Annotated in this window: 14 protein-coding genes; 7 read left to right on the top strand and 7 right to left on the bottom strand. The window is 38.7% G+C overall.

Going from position 1 to position 17,504, the window contains the following annotated elements; genetic code table 11:
• Nucleotides 1–369 precede the first annotated feature (369 nt).
• Nucleotides 370–864, top strand: coding sequence for a nuclear transport factor 2 family protein (locus HUW48_RS18870; RefSeq protein WP_182412419.1), 495 nt, complete (start codon nucleotides 370–372; stop codon nucleotides 862–864).
• 122 nt (nucleotides 865–986) lie between these two features.
• On the opposite strand, the gene HUW48_RS18865 is transcribed toward HUW48_RS18870, so the two are convergent.
• Both HUW48_RS18865 and HUW48_RS18860 read right to left on the bottom strand, forming a co-directional pair.
• On the bottom strand, nucleotides 987–1,823 hold the full coding sequence (locus tag HUW48_RS18865) for a cyclase family protein (RefSeq protein ID WP_182412418.1): 837 nt from the start codon (nucleotides 1,821–1,823) through the stop codon (nucleotides 987–989).
• A gap of 538 nt (nucleotides 1,824–2,361) precedes the next feature.
• The gene (locus HUW48_RS18860; protein WP_182412417.1) at nucleotides 2,362–2,502 is read right to left on the bottom strand and encodes a hypothetical protein; all 141 of its coding nucleotides are present in this window, start codon (nucleotides 2,500–2,502) and stop codon (nucleotides 2,362–2,364) included.
• Between the two features lie 582 nt (nucleotides 2,503–3,084).
• On the opposite strand from HUW48_RS18860, the gene HUW48_RS18855 reads away from it, so the two are divergent.
• The 4 genes from HUW48_RS18855 (at nucleotide 3,085) to HUW48_RS18840 (ending at nucleotide 8,249) form a co-directional block, all read left to right on the top strand.
• Nucleotides 3,085–3,324, top strand: coding sequence for a hypothetical protein (locus tag HUW48_RS18855; RefSeq protein WP_182412416.1), 240 nt, complete (start codon nucleotides 3,085–3,087; stop codon nucleotides 3,322–3,324).
• Between the two features lie 207 nt (nucleotides 3,325–3,531).
• The gene (locus HUW48_RS18850) at nucleotides 3,532–4,305 is read left to right on the top strand and encodes an AraC family transcriptional regulator (protein WP_182412415.1); all 774 of its coding nucleotides are present in this window, start codon (nucleotides 3,532–3,534) and stop codon (nucleotides 4,303–4,305) included.
• A 139-nt stretch (nucleotides 4,306–4,444) separates the two neighbouring features.
• Nucleotides 4,445–4,882, top strand: a complete 438-nt coding sequence (locus tag HUW48_RS18845) for an ester cyclase (protein ID WP_182412414.1) — start codon at nucleotides 4,445–4,447, stop codon at nucleotides 4,880–4,882.
• 463 nt (nucleotides 4,883–5,345) lie between these two features.
• Nucleotides 5,346–8,249, top strand: a complete 2,904-nt coding sequence (locus HUW48_RS18840) for an ELWxxDGT repeat protein (RefSeq protein ID WP_182412413.1) — start codon at nucleotides 5,346–5,348, stop codon at nucleotides 8,247–8,249.
• 562 nt (nucleotides 8,250–8,811) lie between these two features.
• Here the strand turns inward: HUW48_RS18840 and HUW48_RS18835 are convergent.
• Together HUW48_RS18835 and HUW48_RS18830 are read right to left on the bottom strand one after the other, a co-directional pair.
• Nucleotides 8,812–11,070 (bottom strand): cation:proton antiporter domain-containing protein, encoded by a 2,259-nt coding sequence (locus tag HUW48_RS18835; protein WP_182412412.1) that lies wholly within the window; start codon nucleotides 11,068–11,070, stop codon nucleotides 8,812–8,814.
• A gap of 140 nt (nucleotides 11,071–11,210) precedes the next feature.
• A complete protein-coding gene (locus HUW48_RS18830) occupies nucleotides 11,211–11,636 on the bottom strand; it encodes a hypothetical protein (protein WP_182412411.1) in 426 nt (141 codons plus the stop codon).
• Nucleotides 11,637–11,934: 298 nt separating this feature from the next.
• Between HUW48_RS18830 and HUW48_RS18825 the strand changes: the two genes are divergently transcribed.
• Together HUW48_RS18825 and HUW48_RS27360 are read left to right on the top strand one after the other, a co-directional pair.
• On the top strand, nucleotides 11,935–12,912 hold the full coding sequence (locus tag HUW48_RS18825; RefSeq protein ID WP_182412410.1) for a polyprenyl synthetase family protein: 978 nt from the start codon (nucleotides 11,935–11,937) through the stop codon (nucleotides 12,910–12,912).
• A gap of 247 nt (nucleotides 12,913–13,159) precedes the next feature.
• Entirely contained in the window at nucleotides 13,160–13,291 is a 132-nt protein-coding gene (locus tag HUW48_RS27360) for a hypothetical protein (RefSeq protein WP_262891456.1), read from the top strand.
• Nucleotides 13,292–13,820: 529 nt separating this feature from the next.
• Here the strand turns inward: HUW48_RS27360 and HUW48_RS18820 are convergent.
• The 3 genes from HUW48_RS18820 to HUW48_RS18810 all read right to left on the bottom strand — a co-directional run bounded on the left by HUW48_RS18820 (nucleotide 13,821) and on the right by HUW48_RS18810 (nucleotide 17,057).
• The gene (locus HUW48_RS18820; protein ID WP_182412409.1) at nucleotides 13,821–14,921 is read right to left on the bottom strand and encodes an acyltransferase family protein; all 1,101 of its coding nucleotides are present in this window, start codon (nucleotides 14,919–14,921) and stop codon (nucleotides 13,821–13,823) included.
• Nucleotides 14,922–14,994: 73 nt separating this feature from the next.
• Nucleotides 14,995–16,248, bottom strand: coding sequence for a peroxiredoxin family protein (locus tag HUW48_RS18815; RefSeq protein ID WP_182412408.1), 1,254 nt, complete (start codon nucleotides 16,246–16,248; stop codon nucleotides 14,995–14,997).
• Between the two features lie 308 nt (nucleotides 16,249–16,556).
• Nucleotides 16,557–17,057, bottom strand: a complete 501-nt coding sequence (locus tag HUW48_RS18810) for a CPBP family intramembrane glutamic endopeptidase (protein ID WP_182412407.1) — start codon at nucleotides 17,055–17,057, stop codon at nucleotides 16,557–16,559.
• Nucleotides 17,058–17,504 lie beyond the last annotated feature (447 nt).

Genomic DNA, 17,504 nt, shown 5'->3' with positions numbered 1-17,504 from the left:
AACCTTCGGGGCAGATGGCTCTTCTTATTTTTCGTTTTTGCGCGAAATAAGTTGCCGGAGTTACCTAAAATTATTTAATAAAAAAACAGAAAAATGTAACCGGCAAAAATCCCATAATTTGTTTTTAACTCTTGCTAACTAAGCAGTTGCAAATGTTAAAATGTGCATTGTTCGGCTACTAAGATTTGAGTATTTACTAAATAGCCCATATGAAACTCTAAGCTAATTTAATAGAAGTATTATCCAGGCAGTTTCGCTGAATGTTATCGCGGTAAAGTCGGGGTAATTGGAAGAGTTTCTTTATCTTTAATCAGCTATTCGGAGGTGCGCCTTACTAAATCTTACTTCATTAAAGCCAGACTTTTACCCATGAGATACCTTGTTGTTTTACTATGCTCGTTGTTAGGGGCTCCTTTGCTAGCACAAACAAAATCAACTCCAAATGTAGCGGCCGATAAAAAAGCCGTAGAAAATGCTGTTCAGACTTTGTTTGATAGTATGCGGGCCAGCGATACTACCCGCGCCCGATCGGTTATGGCTCCTAACCTGCGGATAATTATTATTGGGCAAAACCCGGGAGGAGGTATTGTAACCCGCGAAACTACCGGCAAACAATTTTTAAGTATGCTCGCCTCGCGGCCTGCTCAAACGCTCGACGAGCGATCCTGGAACGGACAAGTACAAGTCGACGGCGATTTGGCATCGTACTGGTGCGAGTACGCTTTCTTTAACGCGGGTAAATTTAGCCATTGTGGCGTAGATGTGTTTCAATTGTACCGCTCGCCCCAGGGTTGGAAAATTGTAAACCTGGCATACAATATGCGTCGCGAAAATTGCGATTTAAAAGCAATCCCACCCAAGTAGTGCCATTTCTCGGACAAACAATAAAATAAGTAACTTCACTTACTTTATTGCCCGCACTAAATACTTTTGCAGAAGATTCTGGTATTTTGTTGCCTTACCAGAAATAAAAGTATAATTTTTACTTAACGGGTGGTTTTCGGTATAAAGGCAATAATGCGCAAAGGGCCGCCACTACCACCTTTAATCTTTATGGGTAAGGCAATAATTTGCGCACCTGTAACGGGTACTTTCTCTAAATTAGCTACGTTTTCGAAGGCCGGAATATCTTGTTGCATTAGCGTTACGTGGCTGCCATAAAGTTGCGATTGTCCGTAATCAATACTGGCAGTATCAATTCCTACGGCTTTAATTTTTCGGTTCTGCACTAACCAGGTGGCGGCTTCCGGCGCTAAACCAGGGAAATGTAAATTTTGCACTCCTTCTGGTCCCCGTTTATCGGTTCCCAGGTATTTTAATGCATCAGGCCAATATTGTCCGAACCCGGTTTGTAACAATACCATACTACCATCCGGAATCCGGCCATTTTCTTTTTCCCAGTTCAGGATATCGGCTATTTGCACCTGGTAATCCCGGCTTTGGGCGGTTTGGCGGCTAACATCTATTTTTACGGCTGGTCCGGTAAGTTGTGTTAAAGAAAGCTGGTCAACCGTTTTCCGTCCTTGGGCAAAATGAATAGGCGCATCAATATGCGTTCCCCCGTGTTCGGAAGCGCAAAAATTATAAGCCGAATAATAATAACCTTGTTCTGTAATGCCCGCCGAAACAGTATCTAATTGGAAAGCATCGGAGGTAGGCCAGGTAATTGTTTGGTTAGATAGATCATAAGACAAGTCAATCCATTCTCCGGCCGGAAATCCGGACTGCTCGCGGCACCCAACCCCTAAAAAGCTAAGAAAAATTAAAATCAGGTTCTTCTGTAAAAGCCTAGCCCTAAGTGTCCGTGTTTGGTTTTGCTTCATAGAAAAATGTAAAAGACCCAATATAAAAAGAATCATTCACATATTCATCAGCATAAATAACAGAATAAAGTACAATACTGGTATAGATTCTACTGCGGCAGATAGCAGTCCTTTTTTATAAGATTATAAAGCTCTTATAAAAAAGAGGTAAGGAAGTTTAGCATTTAGAAAACCTGATTTAGTACTAGTAATTATATTAGCTGTCAGGTTTCTGATGTTCTGAAAATAGGTATTTTAATAAAAATGATTATTAGAATTAATTACTTTGAAGTGCTCCTATCAAATTAGAATTATTTGATAGTTCTGGATTTCTTTAAGCAGTAAAAACAGATGGAGTTAGTAGGAGAATAATTATTCCTGTATGGGGTAAAACCTCGTCAGCTACAAGACTAAATACAAATTAATTAAATAGAGAAGCAAAGTTGATTTAATCAATTTATTAGAACGAGAAATAAAATAACGTTAATTAAATACTAATCTAGAGACGGTTTTGTTACTGCTTTCCTGAGGCTCATATTTGATTAGTGATATTTAAGGATTAATTTTTTTTCTTGATTTTGCCTGTTTCAATAAGCAACTGTTTTCGGATAGATAATATATCCTTTACTAATACTCCCGTACTTACAATACCCGTAACCCCTAGGGCTAAATGAAACAAAGGGTGAAAAATAAATTGCATGTTCTTTGTTTAGTAATTACTATTTATTGCGTTAAGGTTAATGGTAGTAATAAAAGTTTCATTCCTTTTATTATTTATACTAAATGCCCGTTCTTGCTATTAATATATTAGTTAAGTACTGTTTGTTGGGCTGCCTCTTTACCATTCACGCATAAAAATTGAATAACTATTCTTTAATAAATAATGTAACGCCCCGGAGTTAAGTTTTATTTTATTTGGTTCATGTAAATATCTTCATCTACTCTTTTATTTAGTTTTAAAAACAATGAATTATCTATTAGCTTTTATTTCAAAATTTTAAAAAGGGCAACTTTACCGTAATTTATAAATGATAAGTACTACTTAGTTTTGTATTAAAATGGATGCGGGTATAAAACCCGAACGGTTAAGAATAATTTATTTACTATTTTGTGCTTTAAACATTGTTGAAACAGATTCAAACTCTAAATTTTGTAGGTGGTTAGTGCAAAAAATATACTTTTTTACTTGTGGATGTAATTGTACTTTGTTATAATTTTTGGTTATTAATAGTTTAGCCGTAATATTGTAACTCAGATATATTTTAACCAAAACTACTAAACAATGGCAACTGCTAACATTACCGAAATTCTTAAAACATTAGAGGAAGCTTCCGCAAACAAAGAATTACTAAATGCCCTAACAACTTCGCTGGATAAGTACCTGGCTACTCAAAAATCTGAACTAGAAAACTTAGAGCAAATATTAGAAAGAGCAAAATCCGGTGATTTAAAGGTTAAAAAGCGTGGTGGATACCGGGGCAGACGTAAAAAAGGCCAGGAAGAAAATGGAAATAACGGATAATTAAGTATATAAATTGGTATAAGAAGGTGATTGGTTATCTGATCACCTTTTTTTATTTTATCTGGTTAGCCAAAAGCTGCATTCCCCTGGTAAACAGGTTTCAATCTAAAGAGTTGTCTGCCTTCCATTTAAATATTGTAAAAAAGTAAATGCTCGTTTGATTTCTACTGTTAACCTGCTATTTTAGAAATAATTAGCTGGGTTTATATGCTATATCAGAAATTTTCGCCTTGTCCGGTGCTATCTCCTTACGTGGAGTGCTATTACGTGTGGGAAAATGATGAACCCGTAATAGAAAAGCTAATAGTGGAATCTCCGCCCAGTGCTTTTTCCGCAATTGTGTTTAACTACGCCGACGATTATTTTGTAACCTCTAAAAATCAATCCCTTCAATTAGTACCTCGCCAATTTATTGTGGGTCAGCTAACTCGCAGTTATGCCTTACATTTTCCCGGGAAAATAGGAACCGCCGCTATTGTGTTTAAACCAACGGGCGCGGCTTCTATTTTTAATATTTCGATGTATGCCTATACCGAAGAACGAACCGATTTAAAGGCAATACTACCCGTTGCGTTCATAGAAAATATTGTTGAAGCAATTAAAGGAGCAGCAAATGCTAGCGCGAAAGCCAGATACCTGGAGCAATTTCTTATACATTTTTATGAAATAAACTGCCCCATACCAGACGTAATTGATAAAGCCGCCAACCAGATTGTAGAAAGGTATGGTCAGGTTAATATTAACGAACTATGCGCGGAGTACGCAATTTCCCGCCGCCAGTTCGAACGAAAATTTCTTCAGAAAGTAGGATTAAGTCCAAAATTTTATTCCCGATTAAGGCGCTTAGGGCACCTTTGCGCCTCAATGGCTGGAAAAAGAGAAGTTAACTGGCAAGATTTGTATTTTGATTCTGACTATTACGACCAATCTCACTTTATAAAAGATTTTACCGAGTTTACCGGTCGCCATCTGAGTATTTAAATGGTAATGCCGAGCTTATTCATCATCTAAAACAGAATAGTTAAGCGTACTTTTTCACTTGTCGCATTTTTACAATATAGGGCCAGGTAGTGAATGTAGCTTTACATTATAATCTACTAAAAACCCAAAAAATAATAGTATGGAACTGTTGAACGTACAATCCCGAAAAATTGAAATGAAAAATGCCTGTGTGCATTTCATGTTTTCTTACCAAAATAAAGACGTGGCCCAAATGATGAGTTTTTGCGACCCGGAAGGAGAAGTATTTTTTAGTCCTTTAGGGGAGGCAGGCCGCGGAAAAATAGGCGAATTAGGGAAAAATCTTTGGACCCTGTTAATTGATTGCTTCCCTAATATTAATAATACAATTGATGCTATTGTTTCGGAAGGTGATTTGGTTCGATGCCAGGTACTCATTTCGGGCACCCAGGCCAAAGATTTTGCGGGTATTCCAAACAAAGGGAAAACTTTTAACAGCGATCATATTTTTATTTTTCACCTGAACCGTACCAATAAAATAGATCAAATTGAAATTCAGTGGAACCACGAAGATTTTGTAAAGCAGTTAAGTGCTTGATGTTTCTCCGCGTTTTACTTGCACTCTGAGCTATCATAAAAGTTTTGATCAGGCTAATTGTAAAAGGTTAATAATTAGCCTGATCAAAAAAGTAAATAATTTTTATTTTGTAAGCTGGTCGGTACTGCCCTTATTCTATTACCGCCTTTTTGTTGGTGTTTCCTGCCTGGGTTCTATCTCTATTAATGCCCCAAACAAATATTCTCCTAAGCAGAATATTGCTAAACATAGCTTAAAATATTTCATAATTTCCTCTTGACCATTACCAATTTTCTACCCTCTGTGGGTAAGAATATCTTTTCTTAAACCGGGAATATATAATTTGCTATATTATAATTTTTCTTATAGATTTATACCTTGTTCCGTTTATATTTAGTAATTAAATACTCTTCTGCTTATATTACCTCTTACCGCGGAGTAAGTGCTAAAATATTTTCGGTTTATTAATAGCACACTTTCTCCTATGCATAAAAATTTACTTTTATTACTTCTTACTCTTTTCTTTTCTATTTCCTGTTTAAATGCCCAAACCCAATTAACGGATTTTGCTTCTAAAACAGAGGATAAGAGTTCCAGTCCTGGTGGTTTTATTTCGTATAAAAATCTAATTTTCTTTGAAGCCACCACAGAAGATGCCGGCCGGGAGATTTGGATGAACGATGAAAGCAGTGCCAAACCCAAGCTTTTAAAAGATATTTTTCCGGGAGAGGGCAGCAGCATCCAATATTCTTTTAAACAAAGCGCCGTAGTTTTTAAAGATAAATTGTTTTTTATTGCCAATAACGGCGAAAATGGCAATCAAATATGGTCCTCGGATGGAACGGAGCAAGGAACAAATCAAATTTCGAATCTAAGTAATCTTAATTTTTTAAAACTAACCGTAGCGGGTAATTACATTTTCTTTCTGGTACAAGAAGGCGAATTACTTCAGGTATGGCGCAGCGATGGAACGGCCTCCGGCACCATCATGCTCCAAAAAGATTTACCTATTTGGAATACTCCCACTTTTGAAGGAGAAGCCAATAATTTATTTTTCTTCACTTTTCAGCCCAAAGGAAGTAATAATAGCCGGGTTTGGCGCAGCAATGGTAGCACTACTGGTACCTTTCCCATAACGGAAGAACTGGACGGAAATGGTGCTAATCCAAACGGGTCGGCAGCTCCAACTCAGTATATTGAGTTTAAAAATGAATTATACTTTGTGGTTAGAAGCCCGGTCTTATTCTCTTATCCAACCTCGGTGGGCATTATTAAAACGGATGGTTCAATAGAGAATACAGTACCCATTAAAGCTGTACACGATGCAACTGATCTCCTTAATTTTGCCGATGTATTAAAGGTCAATGATAAGCTCTATTTTTCTTTTTATGATGTTGATTATTTTCGTTTGTTTATTTGGGAATCGGACGGAACTGAAGCAGGAACAAAAAAAATATTTGACCAGTCAGGCGATAAGTACTACGGGATTTCTAATTTAAGCACCGACGGTAAAAATTTAACTTTTATGGGTAAGAGTAGGGGCGGTGAAACAGCATTGCTGAAGTTAAAATTAGATACTTACCAGGTAGAAGAAATAAAAGAAATTGCCACTAACTTAGAAAGACCTTTTATTTATACTGATTATAGTCTTTTTCAAATAAAACAGGTTACAGCCAACCGCTTTGTTTTTTTTACCCCTTCTTTCCCGGTGCAAACCTGGGCTACGGATTTAACTCCGGCCAATACGTTACCTCTTACCAATTTAAAAGATGTACGGAGAGAAATAGTAAATTTTAACCAAAAGATTTACTTTCCTGCTTTCTCCGAAGACGAAGGATTTGAACTTTGGCAATCTGAGCTTGATTTTTCTAATGCTCATTTACTAGCTAATATTAACGCATCTAAGTACGGGTTAGATAATGCCTTTACTGTACTCTTAAACGATAAATTATTCTTTACCGCCGATGATGGAGTTCATGGATTGGAGTTATGGGTGTACAATAAAGTCACCGCCGAAAAGCATTTAGTAAAAGATATTTGGGCAGGAAGTCAATCAGCCGAACCCCGGCAATTAATTGTATTTAATAATCTCCTGTACTTTGTAGCAAATACCGAAGAACATGGTTCCCAACTCTGGCGCAGCGATGGTACCGCAGAAAGCACTAGCAAAATCAGTAGTTTAAATGAAATCTCTAAATTCTCCTACATCAACCAACTTCTTGCTACTCCGGATAAAATTTATTTTAGTGCCCGCGTAAACGATTATTATGTTTTATATGGCAGTGATGGAACCCAAACCGAGCTAATTAAAACTTTTAAAGAAGTTAATTATACTTCCATGAAAGAGATAGTAGCTGCCGGTAAGTTGGTGTATTTTACAATTGAAGGAGGCGGAGAAGACTTATGGCGCAGCGATGGCACTCCAAACGGAACATATAAACTGAAAGATTTAATTTCTATAAATTATTTAACGGCCGTAGAAGACAAAGTTTACTTTGTCGGTAAAGCAGAAAACCAGAAAGAAACGGAATTGTGGTATTCAGATGGTACCCAGACCGGAACTAAGCAAGTAAAGAACATAGGGAAAGGATATTCTTCTAACCCCGCTAATTTAGTCAGCTTTCAAGGGCAAGTAGTATTCACCGCGTACACGACAGAATACGGAAGAGAATATTGGAAATCTGATGGGTCAGCAGAAGGGACAATTTTAATTGCGGATATTAATCCGGGAACTGCCAGTTCAGTTTTAAGTTCTACGGACTATACTCTCTTTCAAGGCGCACTCTACTTTTCGGCAAATGATGGTTCCCATGGAACGGAACTTTGGAAAACGGATGGAACAGGTACGGGCACAATACTTATCCAGGATATTAACGAAGGCGCAACTGGATCGTTTCCGAAGAATTTAGTAAATAATGCTGAGCGTCTGTATTTCCGGGCTTATTCTCCGGCAAACGGAACGGAAATATGGCAAACCGAAGGCACTTCTTCTTCTACCAGGCAAGTGTTTGATTTAAATAGCGGTTCAGCCGGTTCTACTCCTTCTAATCTTACTTTTAGCGAGCAGGACTTGTTTTTCCTGGCAGAGTCCAATCACTCGGGGCGGCAGCTTTGGCTTTATAATAAAGGTATAATTACCGGCTTAGAAGATCCGATTAAAAGTTCAGCTTTGAAATTATACCCGAATCCTACCTCAGATTATCTTTATATTGAAAAAGGAAATTCCCGTTTTGATACTATAAAAATTATTAATACAAAAGGCCAACAGTTACTTACCTTCAAAGATTCTTCCGGAAAACTTAATGTAAAAAGTTTAGAGCCAGGTATTTATTTGTTGGTAGGAGAATCAAAGAAAGAAGTAATAGTGAGAAAGTTTATTAAGCAGTGATCTCCGGAATAGCTCTTACCTAATCAGCACCAGAGTATAGTAAGCTGGAAATCCGAAAACAGGGTTAAATGCCTAAGTGAGTGAAAAAAGTAAATTTATTCCTTATTACCTGGCGTTCTTAATAAAAGATAACCAAACTAAAACCTAAAGCAAAATATAAAGCATTATAGGTTTTAGTACAAAGGTTAAAGAATAGAATTAATACCAGGTAGTAGTTACTAAATACCCTAAGAGTATATTAAAAGAAGCCAATCCGATAGGTATTGAATGCAGAAATATCGGAAACCTGCTGGAACAATAGTTTGATGATGGCTACTTCTTTCACTTTTGTCTTCCTGAAAGGAACTAACCGGCAGAAAAGAAGAACGGCTTGTTGGTAGTAAGGGGGATTACCTGCTATAACTTTCCAGACCACCTTGCGGCAGTCCCTCTAAATTGGTTAGGTCCTTTCAGGATGACGGAAGTAAGTAGAAAAACTGTTCCAAACTACTATTTCCGACAATCCTGTTTTTTGAAACTGCTGGGCTCTCTTGTTATTTTTCTTTTAGCACGCTTCTACTTTCTATCTGGTGGGGTTTAAAGATTCCGTTGTTAGGAAAGCGGCTTGTTCTATTCCCCGAATTAAACGCTGATCACCGGCCAGCCAAACAATATCCCCAAACTGGAATACCGTTGAAGGATCCGGGTTTAAAATTCTTTCGCCGTTTCGTTCAATTCCTACAATTAATCCGTGGGTCCTTTCCCGGATTCCGGACTCCCGGATGGTCATTCCAAAATAAGGAAACTTTTTATCTACAATTAGCTGGCGGAGCCCAACAGATGGTTGTGCTGTTTCTGTATCTTCTTGGGGGGTACTTACTTCAATAAAAGTTTTAAAATGGCTAAGCTGCTCATCGGTTCCTATTACCGTTATTTTATCTCCCGGAAATAATCTTTCCTTACCCGCCGGAACCGGAATGGTAAGCCGGCCTCGGTCGATTTGAGCGATGCTTACTCCAAATTTCTCCCGGATACCGAGTTCAATCAGCGTTTTGCCCACGTAAGTCGATTCGGGGCTAACTACAAAATGAGCTAAGTGCGCATCCCAGGGCAAGAGCTTTTTAGCCGGTTCTTCTGCTTCCCGGGCGTTAAAATTAGTGATAAACCGTTGTTCAATGCGTTCGTAAGTTTTGCGTAACCGTTGCCGGAATAAAGGAAATATAACCCCGATTAAAATAAAGGCCATAAGCAAGGCCACCCGGATAGAGTATAACTGATCCAGCATAAAACCAACCAGCAGCAAAGCCAGAACAATACGGGCTATTTCGAGGGCTACCAACGGTCCGCGGGAGTATTTTTTATCTTGCCACAACCGGGAATAAGCCCGGTTTCTGATTCTTTTTATGGCCAAAGCATAAATAAATGGCCCCATTAACGATAGCGAGATAATAGCGGCCGCCAAGCGCCCCCAAGGTTCTACCGGAATAGCATTGGTAATAAATGGTACCAGAAAATTAGTGGTAAGCAAAATAATACTGATCAACACCACCGAATTAGTAATAATGGGCTGAGCGAAAGAGCGCAAAACTACTTGCCAGTCACTAACACTGCTAATGGTTTGGGCATCGGAACTGTAATTAATCAGGAATTTTTTCCAACTCTCGGGTAATTTTCTTTCTACCCAGTTATAAAAGGGCTCGGAAAAACGGATCAGGAAGGGAGTGGTAAAAGTAGTAATCGCCGAAACGGCAACGGCAATCGGATATAAAAAGTCGCTGGTTACTTTTAGGGTTAAACCTAAGGTAGCAATAATAAAGGAAAATTCTCCGATTTGGGCTAAACTTAACCCGGTTTGAATGGCCTGTTTTAAAGGCTGCCCGGAAGCAAGGGCTCCCAAACCGCTGGTTAAAGCTTTGCCAAAAATAGTAATGAAAGTTATGATAATTACCGGGCCAGCGTATTCCACCAACATTTTAGGGTCAATCAGCATGCCCACAGATACAAAGAATACTGCCCCAAAAAGCTCTTTTACCGACTTCGTTAAATGTTCAATTTTTTCGGCGTAAATGGTTTCGGCCAGAATAGAACCCATAATAAAGGCGCCTAAAGCCGGCGAAAAGCCCGCATTGGTAGCCAGTATAACCATTAACAGGCAAAGCGCCACCGAAATAACCAACAAGGTTTCCTCGTTCATTAACTTCTTGGCTTTTCTTAAAAAAGTAGGAACCAGGTAAATGCCCCCTAAAAACCACACCGAAAGAAAAAAAGCCAGCTTTACTACCGAGTTTAACATAGCAGTTCCGCCAAACTGTTGGGTCACGGCTACCGTGGAAAGTAACACCAGCAATAAAATAGCTACTAAATCTTCTACTACCAGAATACCAAATACAATACTCGCAAACTTTTGACTTTTAACTCCCAACTCATCAAAAGCCCGGATAATAATGGTAGTGGAGGAGATAGATAAAATGCCGCCCAGAAAAACACTGTCCATAAACGACCAATTCAATAACTGCCCGGTAATGTAGCCAAGTAACAGCATACCAACTACTTCGGTTACAGCAGTAATAGTGGCTGTACCACCTACTTTGGCCAGTTTTTTAAAACTGAACTCCAACCCCAGACTGAAGAGAAGAAAAATAACGCCGATCTCGGCCCATATCTGAATAGATTCTACCTCGGCAATAGAAGGAAGATACGGAAAATTAGGGCCAACTAATAAACCCGCAATAATATATCCTAAAACTAAGGGCTGTTTTAACCATTTAAACAGGAGCGTAGTTGCTCCTGCTACTCCTAAAATAAAAGCTAAATCTATTATAAGTTGAGGTACGTGGATCATATAAAAATTTTTTGATTGAAAACAGCTCTGCGAGAAAAAGCTGGCTTAAAGAACTATAGAAAAGAGTGGTTAACCCAAGGTAAGAACAAGGGAAAATAACAAATCAGCGGGGTTAGCGGATAAGGAAGAAAAAGTAAACGCTAAGGAGCGTTTGGTTGAATAGTAATGGTGAAAATTTTGGAAATTAAGCTTTTTCCTGGCGCTCTGGCTGCATATAGAATTAAGTTTAGCTGCTGAGAGATAAAAGAAAAGCCTTGAACGGAATAGCTATTAGCAACAAGCTTGAATGCTGCCACCGGCAACTTAAACGATAGAGGCTGGAGAGGCAAAATAGCTTCCAGGGAGGTTCTCTTTTTAAAAACCTTTAAAGAAACTTTTTGGGTCAGGCTTTTTGCATTTAAGCTATATGCTGCTTTAGCAACTACTTTAGTGGCAGTGGCCGGAGATATAGGCGAGAATGAAACTTGGGTCCGATCTAAAAAAAATAGAAATGCCGCCAGAAAAACTACAACAATCGTTAGATGTCGAAATACGGGACGGATATATTTCGGGGTAGTTTTAAACATTATGAATACAAAGTTAAAATTTTCCTCTACGGTATCAAATGTCGCCCCATTTTAATAAACTTCTGGAAAGGAGCTAAAGCAGAACTTCTTGCCTGGGTGCCTGATTCGGAGCCAAGTCAAGTAACCAGAAGAAGCATAAAGACGGAACAGATTGTAAGCTTGTATAGCCTTAATAATAGGGAATGAAAATTTTTTTAAGGTTGATTATAACAATTAGGATGTTTACACACTTTAATATTTTGCTATTCGATTACTTGGATTCAAATAGCGGGCATTGTAATATTGTGCCGCCTGCAAAATGAATATAACTTTAGACGAGATACAAGCCCCGATTGCCCAGGAAATGCGCGAATTTGAAATTAAATTCCGCCAGTCGATGCGTTCTAAAGTGTTGTTGCTCGATAAGATAATGAGCTACATTGTAAAGCGAAAAGGTAAGCAAATGCGGCCCATGTTTGTTTTCTTTTCGGCTAACTTGTTTGCCGGCGGCATTTCGGATGCTACTTACCGCGGAGCAGCCCTTATTGAATTACTGCATACGGCCACCCTGGTGCACGACGATGTGGTAGACGACGCCAATTACCGGCGCGGCTTTTTTTCGGTAAATGCGCTCTGGAAAAATAAAATTGCCGTTTTAGTAGGTGATTATCTGCTCTCAAAAGGACTGCTCCTTTCGTTGCATAACAATGATTTTGAATTGCTTAAAATTGTTTCGAACGCGGTGCGCGAAATGAGCGAAGGCGAATTATTGCAAATAGAGAAAGCCCGCCGCCTGGATATTACCGAAGAAGTGTATTTTGATATTATCCGGCAAAAAACTGCTTCGCTTATTGCTTCCTGCTGTGCAGTAGGAGCCGCTTCGGCGGGCGCCGACCTTACTCATATCGAGAAAGCCCGTTTATTCGGCGAAAAAGTAGGTATTGCCTTCCAGATTAAAGACGACTTGTTTGATTACGGTACCGCCGAAATTGGCAAACCAGTGGGCATCGATATTAAAGAAAAGAAAATGACCTTGCCGTTGATCTATGCCTTGCAACAAGCAAGTTGGCTTACCAAGCGGCAAATGATTTACAACGTTAAAAACAACAATGGCAAAAGCCAGGTAGTAGCCAAAGTAATTGATTTTGTTAAAAGTTCGGGTGGCCTGGAATACGCTATTTCTCTCATGCACCAGTTTGCCAACGAAGCCCTGGAAATTTTACATACCTTCGAACCTTCCCCTTCCCGAACCTCGCTCGAGCAACTTATCCGGTTCACTATAGAACGCGACAAATAATAAGTAGTGGAAGGACAATAGTCCTCAGAAACAGAATTTTTTTTAACGGGTTTACGGTTTTTTATTTTAAATATTTACTATTTACTGGAAAAATAGAGAGGCATTGTTTATGCGATTTAGTACTAAGTAATTTCAAACCGTGTCAAAAAGATACCATAGGTTTTGCTTGGTAGTAAGTGTTTTCTTTGGAGCCTTTCCAAGTCTCCATGCTTAGGTACTATCTAGTTTGATATTTCAAGTTTGCCTCGTGGCCGGCGGGCCTCGGTTGGCTCTCTCGGGCAGTTTAGCGAACCTTGGCTCACTGCGTTGCGCCATGCTGCTCTGCAGCACCGGAACGCTAAAATGCCCTCAACAGCCAACCTGGTGTCATTGCTGGTAGCTGCTGCTTTTCTTCTACATCTTGTATAATGTAAGAAGTAGAAGAAGGGTTTTAATGGGCGGCTACTAATGATGAGAATTAAACTTTCTGTTCTGCTTCCCCTCTCCTCAGAATCTAATAAATTCGGCTTCATACCATCTAATACTACTAAAAAAGTAAAAGCCGTAGCTAATTGCAAAGACACCAGTTTGGCTGTGGAGCACCTGCTAGGGTTCCGGTGCCGCAGGCATTCCGCAGACGGAGTCGAGGAAAGGAAGGCTAGCGAGGGCGGAAGAGCCAAACGAGGCCCGCCGGCCACGAGGCAAACTGGTTACTTCTAAAATAAGATGGAACCATCACATGGAGGCTTGAAAAGGCTCCAAAGAACAACATTAAAGTCTGTTATAGTAAATACTGCTTACTATTGATATAATATCTCAAAATCAATTTTATATACATGCTATCAAGATTGTAGCGAAGAAGAGTTAACATTTCATTACTTAAATACAAAAGTTTAGCATCTAATATCTTGATACCTGTGTCTCTTTACTTAACTGTATTTAAAACTAAACCGCACTTTCTGCTTAACCGACCGGTAAATAGGTGCTTCTACAAAATTATATAAAGCCGCTGCCAGCACATTAAGGAATAAAAATATAATCAGCTTATTCGTACTTAGATGGAAATACAGAAACTCGTAAAACAAACCGGCGTGTAGTAGGGCAAAAGCGTAAGAATGGCGACCCAATATTTGAAAAATCCAGCTGCTTAGTATCTGGTTAATAAAAGTGTTTTCGGTTAATAAACCATAAAAAAATAGTACAATTGCTGGTGGCAGCAAAAAGTTATTCAGAAGAACAATAAGCGGAATATTGTTGAAAATTGTAATAGCTTGATGGGTAGAAAACGTGATGGCAATTAAAGAAATAAATAATAAAGCCAGACCAACTAACGTAAGGCGCGTAAAAGCCGGTTCTTTTTTCCAGTAGTTATTTTTATAGTAATTAGCCAGCCAGTAACCACAATAAAATTCAAAGCAGCGTCCAAAGAAAGTGTACTCCAGCATAAACTCGGGATGCGGCATAAAGGATTTACTACCTGCTAATTGGGCCAGGTAAACCAAGGCAAAGCCAGCCGCATACAAGCTAATAAGAGTTTGCCTAGCGTACTTCCGAAAACATATAAAAAGTAAGGGTGCCAGTAAATAAAAAATCTCTTCCACTGAAATAGACCACGCCTGACTAATACCGGAAAATTTTTCCTGATTAAAATACCCTTTTAAAAAAGTAAGATTTATAAACCAATGCCAGGCATTAAAATCTTTTTGCCAACAAAGTACCAGAACGGTTAAGATAAGATAAGCTGGGTAAATACGTGCTAAACGTTTTAAGTAAAAAGGCACGAATTGATTCTTTGCAAAAGAAAGAGTTTCCTGGTAGCGGGTTGTAATAACAAAACTACTTAACACATAAAAAACAGCAAGGCTGGAATGCCCCGCCATTTTTATTGTTAAATATAATTCTGGAGGTAAAACGGATTTTCCTAAATCAACGTGGCCGCTAAAAACCAGATAAGCAGCTATAGCCCGGATGCCGGTGAGTGCCGGGAAATAAGCGTTTTTAACCGGAGATTTAACAACAGTTGAAGCCAATCAAGTAGCCGAAGTTTGAGGGTCTTGAATAAAATGACATAAGTATTTTACTCAAAACTCATATTAAAAAATACTACTCATTTACCAGCTTTTCAATGGTCTGGTTAAAATCCTGCACAAACTCATCGTAGTATTTACCTGTGCCTGGTCCCGAAAAACCGGTATGAATTTTCCGGACATCGCCTTTTTTATCGATGAAAATTGTAGTCGGAAATCCTAAAACGTGATTGAGCATGGGTAAAGTTTTGGCAGCTTCGTCTTTGTCGCGGGAACCGGCAATTAGTAAATCGTAACCTACTTGCAAGCGGTCGCGCATTCTTTCTACCCGGGGTTTAGCCTGCTCAAACTCCGGACTTTGTTCGTAAGCCAGTCCAATAATTTCAATACCCCGGTTTTTATTGTTTTCGTAGAATGGTGCCAGGAACTTGGTTTCGTCCATGCAGTTGGGGCACCAGGAGCCGAGTAATTGCACCACTACCACTTTGTTGCGGTATTTCTCGTCGTTGAGCGATACTTTCTGGCCATTTAAATCCGGGAAGGAAAAACTAATTTTGCTGTAGCCTTTTTTCAAATACGTTAAGGTGTCGGCGGCAGGTAACACGGCTTTTTCGTTGCGTACACCCGTCCAGGATGCATAGCCGGATTTACCCGCCCAGTAATCGCCTTTTATTTTGTTGGTATCATCGGGCTTGGCTTTAAATAAGTAAGCGTGCGATCCATCGAAAGTAGAAAGACGCAATTCTTCTTTGTCTACTTCCCCGGCTAAATAGCGATAATCTCCGGTAGTACTCAAGAAAGTGCCTTTTAATTGGTTACCCTGCTGCTCAAAAACGCCAACGGCTTTTTCTTCAGTGCCATCGTCGTATTTAAACAGCACATCCCACTTGCCGGTATAATTATAGGTAGCTGGTTTTGGTTTTTTTGAGAACCGGTAATCTTGCCCTAACTTAGCGCTAAAAGAAACCTGGTAAGGCTCTTCCAGATGATACCGGGTCCATTTGCCTTTCATCCCGTCTTGCTGATCGTTGATATGCGCCTTTAAATCGGCATCAAAAATATGGAGAGGAATTTTAACCGAATCGCCGTCAATGGAAATTTCGTCGAGTAAGATTTTTTCTTCGCCGTTAATTAAATAAGCTACCGTTTTGCCATCTTGCTGTTTTACAACCTGCATTAGAAATGGTAGTTCCTGGTTCGAAATAGTAAGCACAGCCCGCCACATACCAGGTTTTAGAACTTTAGGTTCAGGTTTACAACCAAAGGCAAAAAATAAAATAAGTAATGCGAAGATGTAAGGATATAATTTTAAAGATGCAGAAGATTTCATGCTACAATAATTAAAAAGCAAAAACTATAAGCGAGGCATTTACTGGCCGCAAAAGTAAAAAAGAAAAAATCAGGTTTCTATAAATGTCTACTGATTTACTAGAATTAATCAGCTTATACGGTTTTAACTGAAAATAGGGGAGGTAAAATATTTTAAGTGAGGATTTAGCTTCAAGTATTTAGTTACTAAGTAACTGGACAAAATTAGTTTGATATACTGGATGTCGAGATCAACAAAATATTAGATTGGTACTCTGTTACTTATACCAACAAAAGTCTAATATCTAATATCCAGATACTTGTGGCTCTTTACTTATTATAATAGTACTTTTTATATCGGCCTTGATACATTTGGAAAAATAAAATTGCCATTCCCAAAGCAGCAACAATAAGTAATAATGGGTTTAATAATATTTTACCAAGAGAAATAATATTTACCTGACTATGTTGATTAGCATAATTGAGCAAAACAACAGAACTATTGTACAATATATGACTGCTGATACTTAGCCAGAGGCTTCCCGATAAATAAAATATACCTCCGAATACTACTCCAGCCAGGAACCTGGGCAAGAAACCTTGGAATTGGAAATGCAACAGGCTAAATAGAAAAGCTGTAATAAATACGGCAAGCCAGGGTTTAGGCAGGCATTTATACCATAGTGGCTGCATGGTGCCCCGAAAAAATACTTCCTCACAAAAGGCGGGGATAAGAGAAAAAACAGTCAGGTTTAGCAGAAGTTGTTGCCAACTATCCATTTTAATATATTGCTGAAATTTATTGCTCGCATCTACCTCTTCTTTCTTCATCCAATTAAACAAAGGCATCTGGATGTTCACTTCGGCTAACCAGTTCATCAGAATAATACAACAGCCCATAATAAGAACCGATAGAAGAAAAGACTTAAAACTAAAACCAGTATCTAATCGCCAGTAGCTGGATAGTTTGCCTTGACTGAATACTCTGAAAGCAAGGTATGACGGTATTAAAAAACCAAAAATGGAAATAACAATAAGAGATAATTTAGTGGCCGGACCAGAAGTAAACTTCAGTAATTGCATACTGAAGAAGGAACCAATAACAATAGAGAAACAATAAAAGCTGAATAATAACAGAAGTTGCCTTTTAGAAGATAGGTGTAACATTTAATTGAGGCTTACTGAATCAGGTTTTCTTAGGCTAAAGTTATAATTAAATATGCCTAATCTTAAACAGGTAATTTGACTATTCTTTTAAGTAAAAAACAAATTTAAATT

The sequence above is a fragment of the Adhaeribacter radiodurans genome, from assembly GCF_014075995.1.
Taxonomy (GTDB): domain Bacteria; phylum Bacteroidota; class Bacteroidia; order Cytophagales; family Hymenobacteraceae; genus Adhaeribacter; species Adhaeribacter radiodurans.
This window is presented reverse-complemented; position numbering and strand designations above follow the sequence as displayed.